The sequence below is a fragment of the Streptomyces cyaneus genome, from assembly GCF_004028635.1.
Classification (GTDB): Bacteria; Actinomycetota; Actinomycetes; order Streptomycetales; family Streptomycetaceae; genus Streptomyces; species Streptomyces cyaneus.
On the sequence record NZ_RQJW01000024.1, the window covers coordinates 61,108 to 81,507 of the forward strand.

The 20,400-nt window shown below is 70.4% G+C and carries 17 protein-coding genes; 13 read left to right on the forward strand and 4 right to left on the reverse strand.

Translation table 11 applies throughout. The features are described from left to right. Positions 1 to 82: 82 nt before the first annotated feature. Positions 83 to 1,030 carry a phosphatase PAP2 family protein gene (locus EHO50_RS42295; RefSeq protein ID WP_128437201.1) on the forward strand — a complete coding sequence of 316 codons (948 nt, stop codon included), beginning with the start codon at positions 83 to 85 and terminating at the stop codon, positions 1,028 to 1,030. Positions 1,031 to 1,078: 48 nt separating this feature from the next. Here the strand turns inward: EHO50_RS42295 and EHO50_RS42300 are convergent, their stop codons facing one another. Continuing rightward, positions 1,079 to 4,081, reverse strand: coding sequence for a bifunctional [glutamine synthetase] adenylyltransferase/[glutamine synthetase]-adenylyl-L-tyrosine phosphorylase (locus EHO50_RS42300; RefSeq protein WP_128437202.1), 3,003 nt, complete (start codon positions 4,079 to 4,081; stop codon positions 1,079 to 1,081). Positions 4,082 to 4,239: 158 nt separating this feature from the next. Here EHO50_RS42300 and EHO50_RS42305 point away from each other — a divergent pair, with 158 nt between their 5' ends. Then, positions 4,240 to 4,761, forward strand: coding sequence for a pyridoxamine 5'-phosphate oxidase family protein (locus EHO50_RS42305; RefSeq protein WP_128437203.1), 522 nt, complete (start codon positions 4,240 to 4,242; stop codon positions 4,759 to 4,761). A gap of 2 nt (positions 4,762 to 4,763) precedes the next feature. Continuing rightward, positions 4,764 to 5,216, forward strand: coding sequence for a VOC family protein (locus EHO50_RS42310; RefSeq protein WP_128437204.1), 453 nt, complete (start codon positions 4,764 to 4,766; stop codon positions 5,214 to 5,216). A 61-nt stretch (positions 5,217 to 5,277) separates the two neighbouring features. Here EHO50_RS42310 and glnA read toward each other — a convergent pair whose 3' ends face one another. Further along, entirely contained in the window at positions 5,278 to 6,639 is a 1,362-nt protein-coding gene (gene glnA, locus EHO50_RS42315; RefSeq protein WP_128437205.1) for a type I glutamate--ammonia ligase, read from the reverse strand. Positions 6,640 to 6,969: 330 nt separating this feature from the next. On the opposite strand from glnA, the gene EHO50_RS42320 reads away from it, so the two are divergent. Next, positions 6,970 to 8,190 carry a globin domain-containing protein gene (locus EHO50_RS42320; protein WP_128437206.1) on the forward strand — a complete coding sequence of 407 codons (1,221 nt, stop codon included), beginning with the start codon at positions 6,970 to 6,972 and terminating at the stop codon, positions 8,188 to 8,190. 25 nt (positions 8,191 to 8,215) lie between these two features. On the opposite strand, the gene EHO50_RS42325 is transcribed toward EHO50_RS42320, so the two are convergent. Beyond that, complete coding sequence (locus EHO50_RS42325) at positions 8,216 to 8,650, reverse strand: Rrf2 family transcriptional regulator (protein ID WP_128437207.1); 435 nt, start codon at positions 8,648 to 8,650, stop codon at positions 8,216 to 8,218. Positions 8,651 to 8,836: 186 nt separating this feature from the next. Here EHO50_RS42325 and EHO50_RS42330 point away from each other — a divergent pair, with 186 nt between their 5' ends. From EHO50_RS42330 to EHO50_RS42340, 3 genes are all read left to right on the forward strand, one after another. Further along, a complete protein-coding gene (locus tag EHO50_RS42330; RefSeq protein WP_128437208.1) occupies positions 8,837 to 9,499 on the forward strand; it encodes a thioredoxin-like domain-containing protein in 663 nt (220 codons plus the stop codon). Beyond that, positions 9,496 to 10,119 carry a DUF305 domain-containing protein gene (locus EHO50_RS42335; RefSeq protein WP_128437209.1) on the forward strand — a complete coding sequence of 208 codons (624 nt, stop codon included), beginning with the start codon at positions 9,496 to 9,498 and terminating at the stop codon, positions 10,117 to 10,119. Before EHO50_RS42330 ends, EHO50_RS42335 begins: the two co-directional genes overlap by 4 nt. Positions 10,120 to 10,264: 145 nt before the next feature. After that, entirely contained in the window at positions 10,265 to 12,208 is a 1,944-nt protein-coding gene (locus tag EHO50_RS42340; RefSeq protein ID WP_128437210.1) for a S53 family peptidase, read from the forward strand. A gap of 135 nt (positions 12,209 to 12,343) precedes the next feature. On the opposite strand, the gene panB is transcribed toward EHO50_RS42340, so the two are convergent. Further along, positions 12,344 to 13,219 (reverse strand): 3-methyl-2-oxobutanoate hydroxymethyltransferase, encoded by an 876-nt coding sequence (gene panB, locus EHO50_RS42345; protein WP_128437211.1) that lies wholly within the window; start codon positions 13,217 to 13,219, stop codon positions 12,344 to 12,346. Positions 13,220 to 13,446: 227 nt separating this feature from the next. Here panB and EHO50_RS42350 point away from each other — a divergent pair, with 227 nt between their 5' ends. The 6 genes from EHO50_RS42350 (at position 13,447) to EHO50_RS42375 (ending at position 20,359) form a co-directional block, all read left to right on the forward strand. Further along, positions 13,447 to 15,036, forward strand: coding sequence for an MFS transporter (locus EHO50_RS42350; protein ID WP_128437212.1), 1,590 nt, complete (start codon positions 13,447 to 13,449; stop codon positions 15,034 to 15,036). A 101-nt stretch (positions 15,037 to 15,137) separates the two neighbouring features. Then, positions 15,138 to 15,767, forward strand: coding sequence for a TetR/AcrR family transcriptional regulator (locus EHO50_RS42355; protein ID WP_128437213.1), 630 nt, complete (start codon positions 15,138 to 15,140; stop codon positions 15,765 to 15,767). 269 nt (positions 15,768 to 16,036) lie between these two features. Then, on the forward strand, positions 16,037 to 17,014 hold the full coding sequence (locus tag EHO50_RS42360) for an endonuclease/exonuclease/phosphatase family protein (protein WP_425472375.1): 978 nt from the start codon (positions 16,037 to 16,039) through the stop codon (positions 17,012 to 17,014). A 103-nt stretch (positions 17,015 to 17,117) separates the two neighbouring features. Next, positions 17,118 to 18,341: an MFS transporter gene (locus tag EHO50_RS42365; protein WP_128437215.1), complete on the forward strand. Its 1,224-nt coding sequence runs from the start codon at positions 17,118 to 17,120 to the stop codon at positions 18,339 to 18,341. Between the two features lie 171 nt (positions 18,342 to 18,512). Beyond that, the gene (locus tag EHO50_RS42370; RefSeq protein WP_164905112.1) at positions 18,513 to 19,538 is read left to right on the forward strand and encodes an ATP-binding cassette domain-containing protein; all 1,026 of its coding nucleotides are present in this window, start codon (positions 18,513 to 18,515) and stop codon (positions 19,536 to 19,538) included. Next, a complete protein-coding gene (locus EHO50_RS42375; protein ID WP_128437217.1) occupies positions 19,535 to 20,359 on the forward strand; it encodes an ABC transporter permease in 825 nt (274 codons plus the stop codon). Before EHO50_RS42370 ends, EHO50_RS42375 begins: the two co-directional genes overlap by 4 nt. Positions 20,360 to 20,400: the final 41 nt, after the last annotated feature.

The following is a 20,400-nucleotide window of genomic DNA, read 5'->3' on the forward strand; positions in this document are numbered from 1 at the left end:
TCCGCCCGCCGTAGAACGTGCATCCTGAACCCAACCGGAGGATGATCGGTCGGGGAAGTCTTTTCTGGCAGACTCTGTGCCCATGGGTGACACCACCGTGACGACACTGGAAGGCCGGGAAGCGGCCGTTCCGCACCCCGTCGCGGACGACGCGGACGAAACGGGGCGGGGCCCCCTGCGCCGAGTGCGCACCCCCCGCCGCCCCCGCCTCTGGTTCGAGGTCCTGCTGATCGCGGTGAGTTACTGGACGTACTCACTGATCCGCAACGCGGTACCGGAGCAGAAGGCCGAGGCGCTCAGCAACGCCGACTGGCTCTGGAAGCTGGAGCACCACCTCGGCATCGCCGTCGAGGAGTCGGTCAATCACGCCGTGAACTCGGTGACTTGGCTCATCGTCGGCATGAACTACTACTACGCGACGCTGCACTTCATCGTCACCCTGGCCGTCCTGGTCTGGCTGTACCGCAGCCACCCCGGCCGCTATGCGGCGACCCGCCTGGTCCTCTTCGCCACCACGGGTGTGGCCCTGGTCGGTTACTACCTGTATCCGCTCGCTCCCCCACGGCTGATGACCAACGGCGGCTTCATCGACACCGTGACGGTCCACGACACCTGGGGTTCGATGGCCTCGGGCGACCTGAAGAACATGTCGAACCAGTACGCCGCGATGCCGTCGATGCACATCGGCTGGTCCGTCTGGTCCGGCCTGACGATCTTCGCCCTGGCGAGGATCCCCTGGGTGCGACTCCTGGGCCTCCTCTATCCCGCGGCGACCCTGGTGGTGATCGTCGCGACGGCCAACCACTTCTGGCTGGACGCGGTGGGCGGCATCCTCTGCCTGGCGTTCGGCTACACGGTGGCGTGGCTCTGGTACGGAGCGCTGCCGCACGCACTGCCGAAACTGGTGCCACAGCCGCGTACAGCGAAAACGCGTACGGCGGAAACGCGTACAGCGGAAACGGGACGTGCCGGGGAGTGTCCGCCCGCAGCGGCGGCCATCACCACACAGCGCCGCGCCACAAAACCGTAGGCGCTACGCGCACCCCACCCACCGGACCGCTACCGGCCGCCGCAGGCATCACGCCCCGTAGAACAGCTCCTCCACCACGCTCCGCGCCCGACGCGCCGTGCGCCGGTAGGCGTCGAGCATGTCGCCGACGTGACCGGGCTCGGACCCCAGGTAGCGCCCCACCGCCGCCAGCTCGCGCGGGTCCGACGGGAAGGTGTCGCCGGCCCGCCCGCGCACCAGCATCACGGCGTTGCGGACCCGCGTCGCCAGCACCCACGCCTCGTCCAGGATCGCCGCCTCCTCGGCCGGGATGAGCCCGGCCGCACACGCCGCGGCGAGGGCCTCCCGCGTGCGCGTCGTCCGCAGGCCCGGCTCGGCCCAGCCGTGCTGGAGCTGGAGGAGCTGGACGGTCCACTCGACGTCGGAGAGCCCGCCGGGACCGAGCTTGGTGTGCAGCTTGGGGTCGGCGCCGCGCGGCATGCGCTCGGACTCCATGCGGGCCTTCAGCCGGCGGATCTCGCGCACGGCGTCCTCGCCGAGCCCCTCCGCGGGGTAGCGCAGGGGGTCGATCAGGTCGATGAAGCGGCGCCCCAGATCCTCGTCCCCGGCCACCGCCTCGGCCCTCAGCAGCGCCTGCGACTCCCAGACCAGGGACCAGCGGCGGTAGTACGCCTCGTACGAGTTCAGCGTGCGCACCAGCGGGCCCGACTTGCCCTCCGGCCGCAGGTCGGCGTCGATCAGCAGGGGCGGATCCGAGCTGGGGATCTGGAGCAGCCGGCGCATCTCCGCGACCACCCGGTTCGCGGCCTGCGCGGCCTCCTGCTCCTCCACGCCTTCCCGCGGCTCGTGCACGAACAGGACGTCCGCGTCACTGCCGTAGCCCAGTTCGTGCCCACCGAAGCGGCCCATGCCGATGATCGCGAAACGGGTGGGCAGAGTGTCGCCCCAGCCCTCGCGGACGACGGCCCGGAGCGTGCCCGCGAGCGTCGCCGCCGTCAGGTCCGACACCGCCGCGCCGACACGGTCGACGAGGGCGCCCTGATCGGCCTCGGCCGGCTTCGTCTCGGTGCCGTAGGAGTCGACGATGTCGGCGGCGGCCGTACGGAACAGCTCGCGGCGCCGCACGCCGCGCGCCGCCGTCACCCCCTGTGCGGCACCCTCGGCGCGGCCCACCCCGGCGAGGATCTCCTGCTCCAGGTGGCTGCGCGAGCGCGGCTCCAGATGACCGGTGCCGCCGTCGCCGTCGCCGAGCAGCGCCACCGCCTCCGGTGCCCGCATCAGCAGGTCGGGGGCGAGGCGGCCCGCCGACAGGACGCGGGCAAGGTTCTCGGCGGCGGCGCCCTCGTCCCGCAACAGCCGCAGATACCAAGGCGTCTTGCCGAGCGCGTCGGACACCTTGCGGAAGTTCAGCAGACCCGCGTCCGGGTCCGCCGAGTCCGCGAACCAGCCCAACAGGACCGGCAGCAGGGTGCGTTGGATCGCGGCCTTGCGGGTGACGCCGGAGGCCAGGGCCTCCAGGTGGCGCAACGCGGAGGCGGGATCGGCGTATCCGAGCGCGGTCATCCGTTCCTGCGCCGCCTCGGCGCTCAACCGTGCCTCGCCCGGGGCGAGTTGGGCGACCGCGTCGAGCAGCGGACGGTAGAAGAGCTTCTCGTGCAGTCGCCGTACGGCGCTCGCGTGCCGTTTCCATTCGCGGTTCAGCTCGGCGACCGGGTCGGCGCGCAGGCCGAGGGAGCGGCCGATGCGGCGCAGGTCGGCCTCGTCCTCGGGCACCAGGTGCGTGCGGCGCAGCCGGTAGAGCTGGATGCGGTGCTCCATGGAGCGCAGGAAGCGGTACGCGGCGTCGAGCTGTGCGGCGTCCGCGCGGCCGACGTAGCCGCCGGCGGCGAGCGCGCGCAGGGCGTCCAGGGTGGTGCCGCTGCGCAGGGAGGCGTCGTCCCGGCCGTGCACCAACTGCAGCAGCTGTACGGCGAATTCGACGTCGCGCAGACCTCCGGGGCCGAGCTTGAGCTGGCGGTCCAGCTCGGCCACGGGGATGTTCTCGACGACCCGGCGGCGCATCTTCTGCACGTCGGCGACGAAGTTCTCCCGCTCGGCGGCCTTCCAGACCAGGGGTTCCAGCGCGGCGACGTACTCCTCGCCCAGTTCGATGTCGCCCGCCACCGGGTGGGCCTTGAGCAGCGCCTGGAACTCCCAGGTCTTGGCCCAGCGCTGGTAGTAGGCGAGGTGGCTGCTGAGCGTGCGCACGAGGGGGCCGTTTCTGCCCTCGGGGCGCAGGTTGGCGTCCACGGGCCAGATGGAGCCCTCGACCGTGGTCTCGGAGCAGATCCGCATCATGTGCGAGGCGAGCTTGGTGGCGGACCGCAGTGCCTTGCCTTCGTCGGCACCGTCGGCGGCCTCGCCCACGAAGATCACATCCACGTCGGAGACGTAGTTCAGCTCATGGCCCCCGCACTTGCCCATCGCGATCACCGCGAGCCGGCACAGCGCGGCGTCCTCCGGGGCGGCCGCGCGGGCGATGGCCAGCGCCGCGCGCAGGGTCGCGGTGGCGAGGTCGGCGAGCTCGGCGGCCGTCTGGGCCACGTCGGTCGTGCCGCATACGTCCCGTGCGGCGATGGACAGCAGACAGCGCCGGTAGGCGACGCGCAGCGACACCGGGTCGTCGGCCTCCGCCAGCCCGCGCTCGAACTCCTCCACCTCGGGGTGCAGATCCCGCGGCTCGTACATGACCAGCGCCTGCCAGTCGCTCGGGTGCCGGGCGAGGTGGTCGGCGAGCGCGGCGGAGGCGCCGAGCACGCCGAGCAGGCGGTCGCGCAGGGGCTTGGCCGCTATCACGGTGTCCAGCAGTTCCTGCTGGGCGACGTGGTCGGGCTGCGCTTCGAGCAGCCGGACGAGACCGTGCAGGGCCAGGTCCGGGTCGGCGGTGGCGCCCAGGGCCTCGAGCAGCACCGGGTCGTTCCTGATCGGCGCGACCTCGGCGCTGTCCAGGAGCCGCTCGGCGGCCGAGGGGTCCGTGAATCCGTGCCGCAGCAGCCGACTGAAGGTACTGCTCCTGCGCCCCGGCGCCGTCATGCTCGGCCTCCCGTCCGATCGGGGTCGTGCGCGCCCGATCAAGGTCGTACGCGGTCGAGCCTAACCGGAGTACCTGCGAGTGGCGCCGATGAGTTTGGACGGCGTGCGCGGTCAACATGGTGGAGCGACATTCGAGCGACATGTCCGGAGGGCGCCCGATGACCGACAAGCAACCCCAGACCCGGCTGGACGCGCGCTACAGCGACGAGGCGGCGACGGCGGTCCCCTGGGCCGAGGCCGAGAAGCTGCTGGCCGAGGCCGAGCTGTTCTGGATCTCGACGGTACGGCCGGACGGGCGCCCGCACGTGACCCCGCTGCCGGCGGTGTGGTCGCGGGGCGCGCTGCACTTCTGCACGGGACCGGAGGAGCGCAAGGCGCGGAACCTGGCGGAGAACCCGAACCTCGTCCTGACGACGGGCACGAACACCTGGGACCGCGGCTACGACCTGGTGGTCGAGGGCGAGGCGGTGCGGGTCACCGACGACGCCCGGCTGCGCGAACTGGCCGCCGCCTGGGAGGAGAAGTACGGCAGCTTCTGGCACTTCGACGTCGCCGACGGCGCTTTCCGGCACGGTGCGGGACACGCATACGTCTACTCGGTGGCGCCCCGCACGGTTTTCGGCTTCGGTAAGGGTGAACCGTTCAGCCAGACCCGTTGGCGATTCTCCTTGGAGGACTAGCGATGGACTTCACGCTCGAAGTGATCCCGCTGCCCGTGAGCGACATCGACCGGGCCCGCGACTTCTACCGGGACAAGGTCGGCTTCCATGTCGACATCGACCAGGAAGTGATGCCCGGCATGCGCATCGTCCAGCTCACGCCTCCGGGCTCGGGCTGTTCGATCGCGCTCGGCGACAGCATCTGGGACCTGACCAAGGGCGAGACCAAGCCCGCCCCCGGCTCCTACCAAGGCCTCCAGCTCTGCGTCGCCGACATCAAGGCGGCCCACGCGGAACTGGTGGAGCGCGGCCTCGAGGTGTCGGAGCCGGTCCAGTACTCCCCCGACGACGGCGCGACGTTCATGTACTTCACGGACCCGGACGGCAACGGCTGGTCGATCCAGGAGTACCGGCGCAGGGCGACGGAGCCGCTGCACCAGTTCCTGACGGAACTGGCGAACCAGCACGGGCGGTAACGCCGCACCGGGGCGCGGGGGGGTATCCCGCCGGGACGACCCCGCGCCCCACGGCGAAGCCTTACAGCACCGGCAGGTTCTTCCGCAGCTCGAACGCGGTGACCTCGGAGCGGTACTCCTCCCACTCCTGGCGCTTGTTGCGCAGGAAGAAGTCGAAGACGTGTTCGCCCAGCGTCTCGGCGACCAGGTCGCTGTTCTCCATGAGGGTCAGCGCCTCGCCGAGGTTCTGCGGGAGGGGCTCGATGCCCATCGCGCGGCGCTCGGCGTTGGAGAGGGCCCAGACGTCGTCCTCGGCGCCGGGCGGGAGCTCGTAGCCCTGCTCGATGCCCTTGAGGCCGGCGGCCAGCAGCACGGCGTACGCCAGGTAGGGGTTCGCGCCGGAGTCCAGGGAGCGGACCTCGACCCGTGCCGAGCCCGTCTTGCCGGGCTTGTACATCGGGACGCGGACCAGGGCCGAGCGGTTGTTGTGGCCCCAGCAGATGTACGAGGGGGCCTCGCCGCCGGCGCCCGCGGTGCGCTCCGAGCCGCCCCAGATGCGCTTGTAGGAGTTCACCCACTGGTTGGTGACCGCGGAGATCTCCGCGGCGTGGCGGAGCAGGCCCGCGATGAAGGAGCGGCCGACCTTGGAGAGCTGGTACTCGGAGCCGGACTCGTAGAACGCGTTGCGGTCGCCCTCGAAGAGGGAGAGGTGCGTGTGCATGCCGCTGCCGGGGTGCTCGGAGAACGGCTTCGGCATGAACGTCGCCTGGACACCCTGCTCCAGCGCCACCTGCTTCATGACCAGGCGGAACGTCATGATGTTGTCCGCGGTGGACAGCGCGTCCGCATACCTGAGATCAATTTCCTGCTGACCCGGCGCGCCCTCGTGGTGGGAGAACTCGACCGAGATGCCCATCGACTCCAGCATGGTGATCGCCTGGCGGCGGAAGTCCATGCCGATGTTCTGCGGGGTGTGGTCGAAGTAGCCGGAGTTGTCGGCAGGGGTGGGGCGCGAGCCGTCGAGGGGGCGGTCCTTCAGCAGGAAGAACTCGATCTCGGGGTGCGTGTAGAAGGTGAAGCCCAGGTCGGAGGTGCGGGCCAGGGCACGCTTGAGGACGTAGCGCGGGTCCGCGAAGGACGGGGAGCCGTCCGGCATGAGGATGTCGCAGAACATGCGGGCCGTGCCGGGGGCCTCCGCGCGCCAGGGCAGGACCTGGAAGGTCGACGGATCCGGCTTGGCGATCATGTCGGATTCGTATACGCGGGCGAAGCCCTCGATCGCCGAGCCGTCGAAGCCGATGCCCTCGTCGAAGGCCTGCTCCAGCTCTGCGGGCGCCACGGCCACGGACTTGAGGAAGCCCAGCACGTCCGTGAACCACAGCCGTACGAACCGGATGTCGCGCTCCTCCAACGTCCGGAGCACGAACTCCTGCTGCTTGTCCATCTTCCGCTTCCCCATCCTTGCTGGTCAGGCCGCCTGTCTCCGGTACAGCGGGAGGCGGTCGGGCACCTGAGCATCACACCACAACACCATTTCAGGCGCGTTGCGCACCTTGATCGCCGAAGCGACCTCGGGTCGAACGCCCGGCAAACGGCGGGTGTCCCGCCATAGTGCCCGGTGAACTGCTCTGCCGCCCATCTTGCCTGCTCGGACCGACATCCGTAATGCCCGGTCCCTCAGGACCCACCCCACTTTAATTTGCATCTTGGATGCAAGTTTTAATGAGGGCGGGCGGCCGCCCTCGCGCCGCCCGGTCGAGCCCGAGGAGACCCGATGCTGTCCGAGCAGTCCGCCGCCACCGTGCGCGCCACCCTCCCCGTCGTCGGCGGGGCCATCGGTGAGATCACCGAGCATTTCTACGCCGGGCTGTTCGCCGCCCGCCCCGAGCTGCTGCGCGACCTCTTCAACCGCGGCAACCAGGCCGCCGGCACCCAGCGGCAGGCCCTGGCCGGGTCGATCGCCGCGTTCGCGACGTACCTCGTGGACCACCCCCACGAGCGGCCCGACGCCATGCTGGGCCGCATCGCCCACAAGCACGCCTCCCTGGGCGTCACCGCCGAGCAGTACGCCCTCGTCCACGAGCACCTCTTCGCCGCCATCGCCGACGTACTCGGCGAGGCCGTCACACCCGAGGTCGCGGCCGCCTGGGACGAGGTCTACTGGCTGATGACGAACGCGCTGACCGCGATCGAGAAGCGGCTGTACGAGGAGCGCGGTGGGGGCGGGTGGCGGGAGTGGGAGGTCGTCGCGCGCGTCGAGGAGACCGCCGACGTGGCCACCTTCCGGCTGCGCCCGGTCGACGGCGGTCCGGTGCCGGACTTCCGGGCCGGGCAGTACGTCTCCGTCCAGGTCGAGCTGCCGGACGGGGCCCGCCAGGTACGCCAGTACAGCCTGTCCGCCGCGCCCGGCTCACCCCTGCGCCAGATCAGCGTGAAGCGGGTGCAGGGCGATACGGCTCGCGGCGGCACGTCTCCCGACGGCGAGGTCTCGAACCACCTCCACGCGCGCGTGGACGTCGGCGACCGGCTGCGTCTGTCGGAGCCGTACGGCGACCTCGTGCTCGCGGGTACCGACGCCCCGCTGCTCCTCGCCTCCGCCGGCATCGGCGTGACCCCGATGGTCGCCATGCTGGGTCAGCTCGCGGACGCCGGGCACGAGGGCCGGGTGGTCGTCGTGCACGGCGACCGCTCCCCCGTCGAGCACGCCCTGCGCGCCGACCACGAGGCGTACGCCGGGAAGCTGCCGGGCGCATCGGTCCACTTCTGGTACGAGTCCGGGCACGTGGCGGACGCCTACGACACCCATGCCTCCCACCGCACCGGCCTGGTCGACCTGAGCGACATCGCCGTACCGAAGGGCACGCGCGCGTATCTGTGCGGTCCGCTGCCCTTCATGCGGGCGGTGCGGACGCAGCTGATCGAGAAGGGCGTGGCACCGGCCGACATCCACTACGAGGTGTTCGGGCCGGACCTCTGGCTGGCGCGGGAGAGCTGAGCAGGACGGCTGAGCCGGGCCGGCCTCAGGGCATCCGGCCGATCTGCAACAGCAGCGGCCCGGTCGGGTCCGCGGTCACGTCGGTCACCGTCAGCGGGTCCAGCGAGGCGAAGAAGGCCTCCTGGGCCCGCCGCAGGGCGCCCCGCAGCCGGCACCCGGAGTGCAGCGGGCAGGGGTTGTCGCCCTCGCACTCGACGACGTCGCCGTCCCCTTCGAAGGCGCGCACGACCGCGCCGACCGACGCGGTACGGCCCTTCTCGCTGAGCGTGAGCCCGCCGCCGCGGCCCCGGCGGGCGTCCACCAGGCCCATGTGCTGCAACTCGGCGACGACCTTGGCGGCGTGCGTGTACGGCACCTCCATGTCCGCCGCGACCTCGCGGGTCGTCGGCGTGGCCTCCCCGAGGACGGCGAGCCGCATGAGGAGGCGCAGTGCCAGGTCGGTGGAGCGCAACAGCCGCATGTGAGGCAGCGTAGATAATGCGCATCCGCCGTTCAAAATATCCGGCGCACCTTCCCCGCCGACTGTCGGCCGGTCGGACGGGTAGTCCCGATCCGGACTTTCCTGGGCCCTCTCTACGAGAGGGCACACCTTCCCCATTACGATCAGCGGACCCGACCGTCCCTTTCCCCAGAAGGACCACACCTCATGGGCTCCGCCAAGAACAAGGGCAACGCTTCGCGCAAGGCGCGAATAGAGGAGATGCGGCGTGCCGAGCAGGCCCGTGAGCGCCGCAACCGCATCCTCACGATCACGGCCAGCGTGGTGATCGTCGCCGGTCTCGTCGTCGGTGGTGTCGTGCTGGTCCGGTCGCAGTCCGACAAGAGCGACACCGCGGCCGACGCCAAGACCACCGGCAAGTTCGTGACCGGCAAGGACGGCGTGAAGACCTGGGAAGGGACGCTGGGCCGCACCCACGTCGCCAAGAGCGTGAAGTACCCCTCGGAGCCCCCGGTCGGCGGCGACCACAACCAGGTGTGGATGAACTGCAACGGCGACGTCTACACCAAGGAGCTCAAGAACGAGCACGCCGTGCACTCGCTGGAGCACGGCGCGGTGTGGGTGACGTACACCTCCAAGGCGTCCAAGGCCGATGTCGAGGCGCTGGCGGCGAAGGTGAAGAAGACGCCGTACACGCTGATGAGCCCGGACGACAACCAGAAGGACCCGATCATGCTCACCGCGTGGGGCCATCAGCGCACGGTGACGAGCGCGAGCGACCCGAACGTGAACAAGTTCTTCGAGACGTACGTCCAGGGCAAGCAGACGCCCGAGCCCGGCGCGGCGTGCACGGGCGGTCTGTCGGAGTGAAGCAGCACGTCGGCTGGACAGCGGGAACCGCGGCGGCAGTGCTCGTCGCGGCCGGCGCGATCACCTACGCGGTCGCCGAGGACGGTGGTTCGAGCAGTACGCCGAGCGCCGACTCGGCGGACGCCGGGTTCGCACGCGACATGGCGGTGCACCACCAGCAGGCCGTGGAGATGTCGTACATCGTGCGCGACCGCACGAAGGACGAAGAGGTACGGCGGCTCGCGTACGACATCGCCCAGACGCAGGCCAACCAGCGCGGCATGCTGTTGGGCTGGCTGGACCTGTGGGGGGCGCCGAAGGTGTCGTCGGACGCGCCGATGACCTGGATGGGCATGGGCGACATGGCCTCCGGCAAGGACGGCGCGCTGATGCCGGGCATGGCGACCAACACGGAGATGAAGAAGCTCGGCACTCTCAGCGGCAAGCAGGCCGAGATCTTCTATCTCCAGTTGATGACGGACCATCACAAGGGCGGCATCCACATGGCCGAGGGCTGTGTCGACAAGTGCGCGGTCGACGTGGAGAAGCGGCTCGCGCAGGGCATGGTCGACGGGCAGCAGTCGGAGATCGACCTGATGTCGGACATGCTGAAGGAGCGGGGCGCGAAGCCGCGGTCGTAGCGCCTGGGCTGCTCGTGAAATGGCTTTGTCATTAGGTTAGTTGGGACCTTCTTGGGCCGGGCATTGACCTGGCCTGAACGGTTCGTCGCTTAAGTGGCCACCGTCGGGTGATCCACTCGCACACACGAACCGCACAGGGGGTTCCATGAGATATCGACGCGCCGCGCTGCGCGCCTCGGTGAGCATGGCGGCGACACTGCCTCTGCTCACCGGCGCGCTGACGCTCGGCATACCGGCGGCGCACGCCGCGGACCAGCAGGGCCGGGGCACGCTCTCCGGCACCAAGCCCGCCTGGGCCACGGCCAAGGCCGACCGGGGCTCGGCCTCGGACAGCGCCAAGGTCTCCGTACGGGTCTACCTCCGGGGCCGGGACGCGGCCGGCCTCGCCGCATGGGCGAAGGCCGTGTCGGACCCGAGCTCGGCGTCGTACGGCAAGTACCTGAGCGCCGACCAGGCCCAGGCCCGCTTCGGCGCGACCAGGGCCCAAGTGGCCGCAGTCAAGGGCTGGTTGACGTCGGCGGGCCTGAAGGTCACGGACGTCACGCAGCACTATGTCGCCGTCACCGGCGAGGTGGCCGCCGCGGAGAAGGCGTTCGGCACGCAGCTGCACAACTACACCAAGGGCGCGAGGACTTACCGCGCGCCCACGACGACCGCCTCGGTGCCGGACAGCGTGAGGGACGCCGTGCTGACCGTCACGGGCCTGGACAACGCGCCGCACCTGGCGAGCCACCAGGACCAGCTCCCGCCGCCGGAGACCGTGTTCCGCAACGCCGGGCCGTTCTCGACGTACCACGGCTCGAACGTGGCGAGCACGCTGCCGGACGCGTACGGCACGAAGATCCCGTACGCCGTCAAGGGCTACACCGGCAAGCAGCTGCGCGCGGCGTACGGCGCCGGCACACGCACCGGCAAGGGCGTGCGCATCGCCATCACCGACGCGTACGCCTCCCCGACCATCGCCTTCGACGCGGCCACCTACGCGAAGAGGAACGGCGACGCGGCCTACACCAGCGGCCAGTTGCGCCAGGTCCTGCCCGCGAAGTACACGCGGACCGACGAGTGCGGCGCCGCCGGCTGGTACGGCGAGGAGACCCTCGACGTCGAGGCCGTGCACGCGGTCGCGCCCGGCGCGCAGATCACGTACGTGGGCGCCGCCTCCTGCTACGACGAGGACCTGCTGGACTCGCTCAGCAAGATCGTCGACAACCATCTCGCCGACATCGTCTCCAACTCCTGGGGCGAGGTCGAGGCCGCCCAGACGCCGGACCTCGCGGCCGCCTACGACCAGGTCTTCCAGTTCGGCGCGGTCGAGGGCATCGGCTTCTACTACTCCTCCGGCGACGACGGCGACGAGGTCGCGAGCAGCGGCACCAAGCAGGTCGACATCCCGGCGAGTTCGGCGTGGGTGACGGCGGTCGGCGGCACGTCGCTGGCGGTCGGCAAGGGTGACAAGTACCTGTGGGAGACCGGCTGGGGCACGGAAAAGGCGGTTCTGTCGGGCGACGGCAAGAGCTGGGTCGACTTCCCCGGCGCCTTCAACTCCGGCGCGGGCGGCGGCACCAGCAGGACGGTCGCCCAGCCGTACTGGCAGAAGGGCGTCGTGCCGGACGCGCTGGCAAAGGCGTACAACTCCGCCGGCAACCGCGTCGTCCCGGACATCGCGGCGATCGCCGACCCGAACACCGGGTTCCTGGTGGGCCAGACGCAGACCATGCCGGACGGCAAGACGCAGGCCTACGACGAGTACCGCCTCGGCGGCACCTCGCTCGCCTCGCCGGTGATCGCGGCCGTCCAGGCCCTGGCGCAGGAGGCGCGCGGCGGCAAGCCGCTCGGCTTCGCCAACCCCGCGCTCTACGCGAGGTACGGCTCGAAGGCCTACCACGACGTCACGGACAACCCGACGGGCTCCGGGCTCGCGGTGGCACGCGTCGACTACGTCAACGGCTATGACGCGACGGGCGGCCTGACCACGTCCGTACGATCCCTCGGCAAGGACAGCTCACTGCAGGCCGTGAAGGGCTACGACGACGTGACGGGCGTGGGCACGCCGGCGAGCGGTTACGTGGAGTCGTACCGCCGCCGCTGACCGGCGGCTCGGCCGCACAAAGGGGCGCCCCGCCGACGGGGGAAGATCGGCGGGGCGCTTTGGTGCCGCAGTGGTTCAGGGGGTTCCGAACCCGGAACGGTCCGAGCCCGGAGCGGTTCCGAGCCCAGGAAGGGCTCAGTGGACGGAGTGCTCCTCCAGGGGGAACGTTCCGCCGACCACGTCGTCCGCGAACGCCTTCGCCGCGTTGCCCATGACCTCGCGGAGGTTGGCGTACTGCTTCACGAACTTGGGGACGCGGCCGCCGGTCAGGCCCAGCATGTCCGTCCAGACCAGGACCTGCGCGTCCGTCTCGGCTCCGGCGCCGATGCCGACCGTCGGGATGTGCAGGACACGGGTGACCTCGGCCGCGAGCTCCGCCGGTACCAGTTCCAGGACGACCGCGAACGCGCCCGCGTCCTGGACGGACTTCGCGTCGCGCAGCAGTTGCTGGGCCGCCTCCTCGCCACGGCCCTGGACGCGGTAGCCCATGGCGTTGACGGACTGGGGGGTCAGGCCGATGTGGGCCATGACCGGGATGCCGGACTCGACCAGCAGCCGGATCTGGTCGTGCGAGCGCTCGCCGCCCTCCAGCTTCACGGCGCCGACGCCCGCCTCCTTCACCAGCCGGGTCGCCGAGCGCAGCGCCTGCACCGGGCCCTCCTGGTACGAGCCGAAGGGCAGGTCGCCGACGATCAGGGCGCGCGAGGTGCCCCGTACGACGGCGGCGGACAGCATGGTCATCTCGTCGAGCGTGACGGGGACGGTCGTGTCGTAGCCGAGGTGGCAGTTGCCCGCCGAGTCGCCGACGAGCATGACCGGGATGCCGGCCTCGTCGAAGACGGACGCGGTCATCGCGTCGTAGGCGGTAAGCATGGGCCACTTCTCGCCCCGCTCCTTGGCGAGGGCGATGTCCCGAACAGTGATGCGGCGGGTGCCCTTCCCCCCGTACAGCGCCTTGCTACCGTCGGAGGGCTTCGCCTGAGGCGTCTGGGCAGCCGAAAGCTGCGTCATTGCAACGGCTCCTTCTGTCATCTCGAGGCGCCCTGACGGCGTCCCCGGATCCCCTCCATGGTGGCACTTCGTGCCAGGGAGGGCTAGGCCACCCCGTGTGAGTTCTGCCCCGTGCAGTCCATGTGCGTTCCGCCCGTGCAGCCGTGCGCGTTCTTTCCGCGTAAGGTCTCGGCAAAAATTTACGATACGAGACGGTGTCGTATCGTAAATCCCCTAGGCTCGACGGCATGACTTCTCCCGCCCCTGACACCGGCCCCCGCATACCGGAAGCCGTGCACCGGCGCCGCTGGGCGATCCTCGGCGTGCTGATGCTGAGCCTGCTGATCGTCGTCCTCGACAACTCGATCCTGAACGTCGCCATCAAGACCATCTCGACGCCCGCGCCGACCGGCCTGGGCGCCACCCAGAGCGAGCTGGAGTGGGCGATCAACGCCTACACCCTCGTCTTCGCCGGCCTGCTGTTCAGCGCGGGCATCCTCGGCGACCGGCTCGGCCGCAAGAAGGTCCTGCTCGGCGGTCTCGCGGTCTTCGGCATCGGCTCCGCCCTCGCCGCGTTCTCCGGCTCACCCGGCGAGCTCATCGCCTTCCGCGCGGTGATGGGTCTCGGTGCCGCCTTCGTCATGCCGGCCACCCTCGCCGTCCTCATGAACGTCTTCGAGCGCGACGAGCAGCCCAAGGCCATCGGCATCTGGGCCGGCGGCGTCGGACTCGCCATCGCCATCGGGCCCATCACGGGCGGTGTGCTGCTCGACCACTTCTGGTGGGGGTCCGTCTTCCTCATCAACGTGCCGATCGTGCTGCTCGCGCTCGCGCTGATGCTGTGGCTGGTGCCGGACTCGCGTGATCCGAAGCCGGGGCGGATCGACCCGATCGGCGTCGTGCTCTCCGTCGTCGGGCTCGTCCTGCTCGTCTACGGCATCATCAAGGGCGGCCAGCTCGCCGACTTCACGGACGTGACGGTCCTCGCGACGATCGCCGCCGGACTCGCCGTCCTCGTCGCCTTCGTCGTGTTCGAGAAGCGCAGCGACCATCCGTCCATCGACGTCACGTACTTCAAGAACAAGGTCTTCTCGGCCGCGATCGGCGTCATCGCGCTGGTCTTCTTCGCCCTCATGGGCGTGACCTTCTTCTCGGTCTTCTACACCCAGAGCGTGCGCGGCTACTCGCCCCTGCAGACCGGCCTGCTGATGCTGCCGCTCGCCGCCGCCCAGATGATCTTCGCGCCGCGCGCCCGGCTCGTCGTCGACCGGTTCGGGAACCGGGCCACGACCACGGGGGCCATGCTGCTCATCGCCGCCACCCTGGCCGCGTTCGCCACGTTCGAGGCGGACACGCCGATCTGGCTCCTGGAGGTCGTGTTCTTCCTGATGGGCGCCGCCATGGCGCACATCATGACGCCGATCAGCGTCGTCATCATGCAGGCCATGCCCCGCGAGAAGGCCGGCTCCGCCTCCGCCCTCAGCAACACCTTCCGCCAGGTCGGCGGCGCGCTCGGCATCGCCGTACTGGGTTCGGTCCTGTCGACGGCGTACCGCGGCGGCATCGAGGACAAGCTCACGGTGCTTCCGGAGGGCGTACGGCACACGGCGGGTGAGTCCATCGAGGCCACGCTCGGCGTCGCCGACCGGCTCGGCACGCGGGGCGAGGCCCTCGTCGGACCGGCCCACGACGCCTTCCTGCACGCCATGCACGTCACCGCGCTGTGGGGTGCGGGCGTCGCGGTGCTCGGCGCGGTGGTCGTTGCGCTGTTCCTGCCGGGGCGGCCGACGGCACCTCAGGAGGATGAGACGGAGCGGGAGTTGGCGGCCGCGGAGTAGGAGCGGAGCGGGCACACGCCGACACGCTTCGCACCCGCCGTCGCCGTACACCGCCGTACACCAGGGAGAATCAGCACAGCCCATCGAAAGGACCGACCCAAGTGAGCCTCGCCGACAGCCATCCCCGGCAGGACGGACCCGCCCGGGGCCGCCCCCGCAGCGAGTCCGTGGAGCGGTCCATCATCGAGGGCGTCATCAAGCTGCTGGAGGAGGGCGTGCCGCTCGCGGAGCTGTCCATCGAGCGCATCGCCCGCACCGTCGGCGTCGGCAAGGCCACCATCTACCGCCGCTGGAGCGGCAAGGAGGAGCTGTTCGTCGACGTCGTGCGGGCCGCCGAACCTCCGGACCCCGAACTGCCCGGCACGTCGGTGCGCGACGATCTCGTGGCGCTCATGGAGCAGTTGCGCAGGCGCGGTCTGATGACCCGTTCGTCGGTGCTCCTGCACAACGTCATCGCCCAGATGAAGAGCAGTCCGAAGATCTGGACCGCCTATCACGCGATCGTCGTCGAGCCGCGGCGCAGGAAACAGCACGCGATCCTGCGCCGCGGGCAGGAGAACGGCGAACTGCGCACGGACATCGACGTCGACGTGATGAACGACATGATCTTCGGCCCGATGCTGGTGCGTGCCGTCATGCGCCCGGACGCCGAGCTGCCGCAGGGGCTGGCGGAGCAGATGGTCGACGCCGTGCTCGAAGGTCTACGGCCCGTCAGTTCGCGCACTCCGTAGATCGCATGTGCGCCTTTCGTCACAGAGCGCGCTTTCCCTCGCCGTAGTCGGAACTCGTGAAGCCGACTTGTACGTCCTCGCCCCCGTACGGCCGTCATGAGTACGGCAGGAACGAGGCCGATCATCCCCTAGGGTTTCTTTGGGCGCGGGGGGACGACGGTGTGCACGGCAGGTAGTGAGGCGACGGTATGGCGCAGCAGGCGTACGTGACGGAGACGGACAACGGCGGCTCGGGGCCCGAGCGCCGGGAATCTGGGCTTCGGCGCCTGATGGACCGCCTGAAGGGCCTGGTGGCGGGCTTGCGCGGCGACCCACGCATCTGGCGGCGCGGCATCGTGGCGGCCGCCCTCGCGGTGATCCTGGCCCTGGTGATGCTGCTGCACGCGCAGATCCCGAACGCGGTGGGCAACCTCGGCAGCCTGACCGAGACGTTCCTGCCCTGGCTGGGTCTGTTCATCCCGGTGCTGCTCCTGCTGGCCCTGGTCCGCAGGTCCGCGACCGCGCTCATCGCCGTGCTGCTCCCGGCGATCGTGTGGCTGAACCTCTTCGGCGGCCTCCTCGTCGACCGGACCGGCGCCGGCGGCGACCTCACGGTGGCCACGCACAACGTCAACGCGGACAACGCCGATCCGTCCGGCACCGCCCGCGACGTCGCCGCGTCCGGCGCGGACGTGGTGGCCCTGGAGGAGCTGACGGCCGGCGCGGTCCCGACGTACGAGAAGGCACTGGCCTCGACGTACAGGTACCACTCGGTGCAGGGCACCGTCGGGCTGTGGAGCAAGTACCCGCTGAGCGGCGTCAAGCCGGTCGACATCAAGCTGGGCTGGGTCCGTGCCATGCGAGCTACGGTGACGACGCCGTCCGGGCAGGTCGCGGTGTACGTCGCCCACCTGCCGTCGGTGCGGGTGAAGGTGGAGGCCGGGTTCACCGCCCGGCAGCGCGACAAGAGTGCCAACGCGCTGGGCGAGGCCATCGCCGACGAGCAGCTGCAGCAGGTGGTCCTGCTCGGCGACCTGAACGGCACGATGAACGACCGCGCGCTCAACGCCGTCACCGCCCAGATGCGCTCCACGCAGGGCGCGGCGGGCAGCGGGTTCGGGTTCAGCTGGCCGGCGTCGTTCCCGATGGCACGGATCGACCAGATCATGGTGAAGGGCCTGGAGCCGGAGAGCTCGTGGACGCTGCCGGAGACGGGGAGTGACCACCTCCCGGTGGCCGCTCGTGTGAAGGTCGACACGTCCTCGTAACCAGAGGGAATACTGGGGCTGAGAGCCTTTGTTCCGACGATGAACATAAGCTTCGTCCGGAAATCCGGAACTCCGCTCTCCCTCGAAAGGCACGGCTGCTTTCATGCCCCTGGCCCTGCTCGCCCTCGCCGTCGGCGCCTTCGGCATCGGTACCACCGAGTTCGTGATGATGGGCCTCCTGCCCGAAGTCGCGAACGACCTGCACATATCCATCCCCACCGCCGGGCATCTGGTCTCGGCGTACGCGCTCGGCGTCGTGATCGGCGCCCCGCTGCTGGCGGCGGTCACGGCGCGCATGCCGCGCCGCACCGTCCTGATCGGCCTGATGGCCCTGTTCGTCGCGGGCAACGCGCTGTCCGCCTTCGCCCCCGACTACCACTGGCTGGTGGCCGCCCGCTTCCTGAGCGGACTGCCGCACGGCGCCTTCTTCGGCGTCGGCGCGGTCGTGGCGACGAACATGGTCGCGCCGGAGCGCAAGGCCCGCTCCGTGTCGCTGATGTTCCTGGGTCTGACGGTGGCCAATGTCGCCGGCGTGCCGGTGGCCACCCTGATGGGACAGCACCTGGGCTGGCGGGCGACCTTCCTCGGTGTGAGCACGATCGGTCTGGCGGCCATGGCGTCGCTGGCGCTGCTGATCCCGCGCGCCGAGGCGGACGCCGCTCAGCCCGTCGGTCTGCGCGGTGAGCTGGCGGCGTTGCGCTCCCTGCCGGTGTGGCTCGCCCTCGGCACGACGGTCGCGGGCTTCGGCGCGCTGTTCGCCGCGTACAGCTACATCACGCCGATGCTGACCGACTCCGCCGGGTACGCCGACGCCAGCGTGACGCTGCTGCTGGCGCTGTTCGGCGTGGGCGCGACCATCGGCAACCTGCTGGGCGGACGCCTGGCGGACCACTCGATGCGCAGGACCCTGTTCGGCGGCCTGATCTCGCTGGCCGCGGTACTGGCCCTGTTCCCGCTGCTGATGTCGACGGCATGGAGCGCGGCCCTGGCGGTGACGTTGCTCGGCATGGCGGCGTTCGTGACCGGTTCCCCGCTCAACCTGATGGTGATGGAGAAGGCGTCGTCGGCCCCGTCCCTCGCCTCCTCCGCCAACCAGGCGGCCTTCAACCTCGCGAACGCGGGCGGCGCCTGGATCGGCGGCCTCGCCCTCGCCGCCGGCTTCGGCGTGACGTCCCCGGCCCTGGCCGGCGCGGCGCTGGCCGTGCTCGGGCTCGGGGTCGCGGGGGCCGCGTACGCGGTGGACCGGCGCCGGGTCGCTCCGCGGGCCGGTCGGGAGCGCGTGGTCGCGGGGCATGTTCCGCAGCAGGCCGAGACGGTTCGGTACTGAGGTCCGCGAGTCCTACGGGTCCTGCGAGTCCTGCGAGTCCTGCGTCGAAGGGGGCGTCCGGTGATCACCGGACGCCCCCTTCCGCTGAACCTGTACGCCCTGTCGGTGATCTGTCGGGCCTGTCGGTGATCTGTCGGTCGTTTGTCGGTGTGCCCTGACACCGTCATCCCCATGACGCGAATCGACAAGAACCCGAGCGGCGTGAGCACCGCCGTCTCTGTGCGGGGGTTGGTCAAGCACTACGGCGAGACCAAGGCTCTGGACGGTGTGGACCTGGACGTGCGCGAGGGCACCGTCATGGGGGTGCTCGGGCCGAACGGGGCCGGGAAGACGACCCTCGTGCGGATCCTGTCCACGCTGCTGGCACCGGACTCCGGGCAGGCCACGGTCGCCGGATACGACGCCGTACGGCAGCCTCGGCAGTTGCGCCGGGTGATCGGGCTGACCGGGCAGTACGCCTCCGTCGACGAGAAGCTCCCGGGGTGGGAGAACCTGTATCTCATCGGGCGGCTCCTGGACCTGCCCCGCAAGGAGGCACGCACGCGTGCCGACGCGTTGCTGGAGCGGTTCTCGCTGACCGAGGCGGCCAAGCGGCCCGCCAGCACCTACTCCGGCGGTATGCGGCGGCGGCTCGACCTGGCGGCCTCCATGATCGGACGGCCGGCCGTGCTGTTCCTCGACGAGCCGACCACGGGGCTCGACCCCCGGACCCGCAACGAGGTGTGGGACGAGGTCAAGGCCATGGTCGGGGACGGCGTGACCGTGCTGCTGACCACCCAGTACATGGAGGAGGCCGAGCAGCTCGCCTCCGAACTGACCGTCGTCGACCGGGGCAAGGTCATCGCGGGCGGGGGCATCGAGGAGCTGAAGGCCAAGGTCGGCGGGCGGACGCTGCGGGTCCGGCCGGTGGACGCCTTGCAGCTGCGGCCCCTCGCCGGGTATCTCGACGACCTCGGCATCACCGGCCTCGCGACCACGACCGTGGACACCGCCACCGGCACCCTCCTGGTGCCGATCCTGAGCGACGAGCAGCTGACCGCCGTCGTCGGCGCCGTCACCGCCCGCGGCATCACGCTCGGCTCCATCAGCACCGAACTGCCCAGCCTGGACGAGGTGTTCCTCTCCCTCACCGGCCATCGCGCCAGTGCCCCGCAGGACACCGTGCCCACCGACGACCGCGAGGAGGTCGCCGTATGAGCGCCGCCACCACTCTCCCCACCGCCGCTACCACCGACGACGCCCGCATCTCGCTGCGCGGGCATCTGCGGCACACCGGCGCCCTCGTCCGCCGCAACCTGCTGTGGATCCGCCAGGACCCGGAGTCGATGGCCGACGCGCTGCTGATGCCGGTCATCTTCACCCTGCTGTTCGTGTTCGTCTTCGGCGGCTCGATCGGGCAGGCGCTGGGCGGCGGGCAGGACCAGTACGTGCAGTACGTGATCCCCGGCATGATCGCGATGATGAGCATGACGCTGTCCCAGGGCGTCGGCACCGGCTTCAGCCAGGACTTCAACTCCGGTGGCATGGACCGCTTCCGGTCCCTGCCGATCGGGCGCGGCTCGGTGCTCTTCGCGAAGATCTCGGTGGAGCTGCTGCGGATGCTGTTCGCGACCACCGTGCTGATGATCGTCTCCGTGGCGGTCGGGTTCGACATCACCAACTGGCCCGGGCTGTTCGCCACCGTGGCCCTGTCCACGGCGTTCGCCTCGTCGATCATGTGGGTGTTCCTCACCCTGGGCGTGATCATGAAGAACGCGCAGTCCGTGCAGGCGATGGGCTTCCTGGTGTTGTTCCCGCTGCAGTTCGGCTCGTCGATCTTCGCGCCGACGACGTCGATGCCGGGCTGGCTGCAGGCGTTCACCGACTACAACCCGCTGTCCACGCTCGCCGACGCCGCGCGCGGACTGATGGTGGGCGGGCCGGTCGCGCACGACCTGTGGGTGACGCTGGGCTGGTCGGTGGCGATCACGGCGGTGATGGCGCCGATCGCGATCCACAAGTTCCGGACGAAGAGCTGACGCATCCGGCTCCGCCTCGGTGTGCGTCGGAGTCGGTGTCG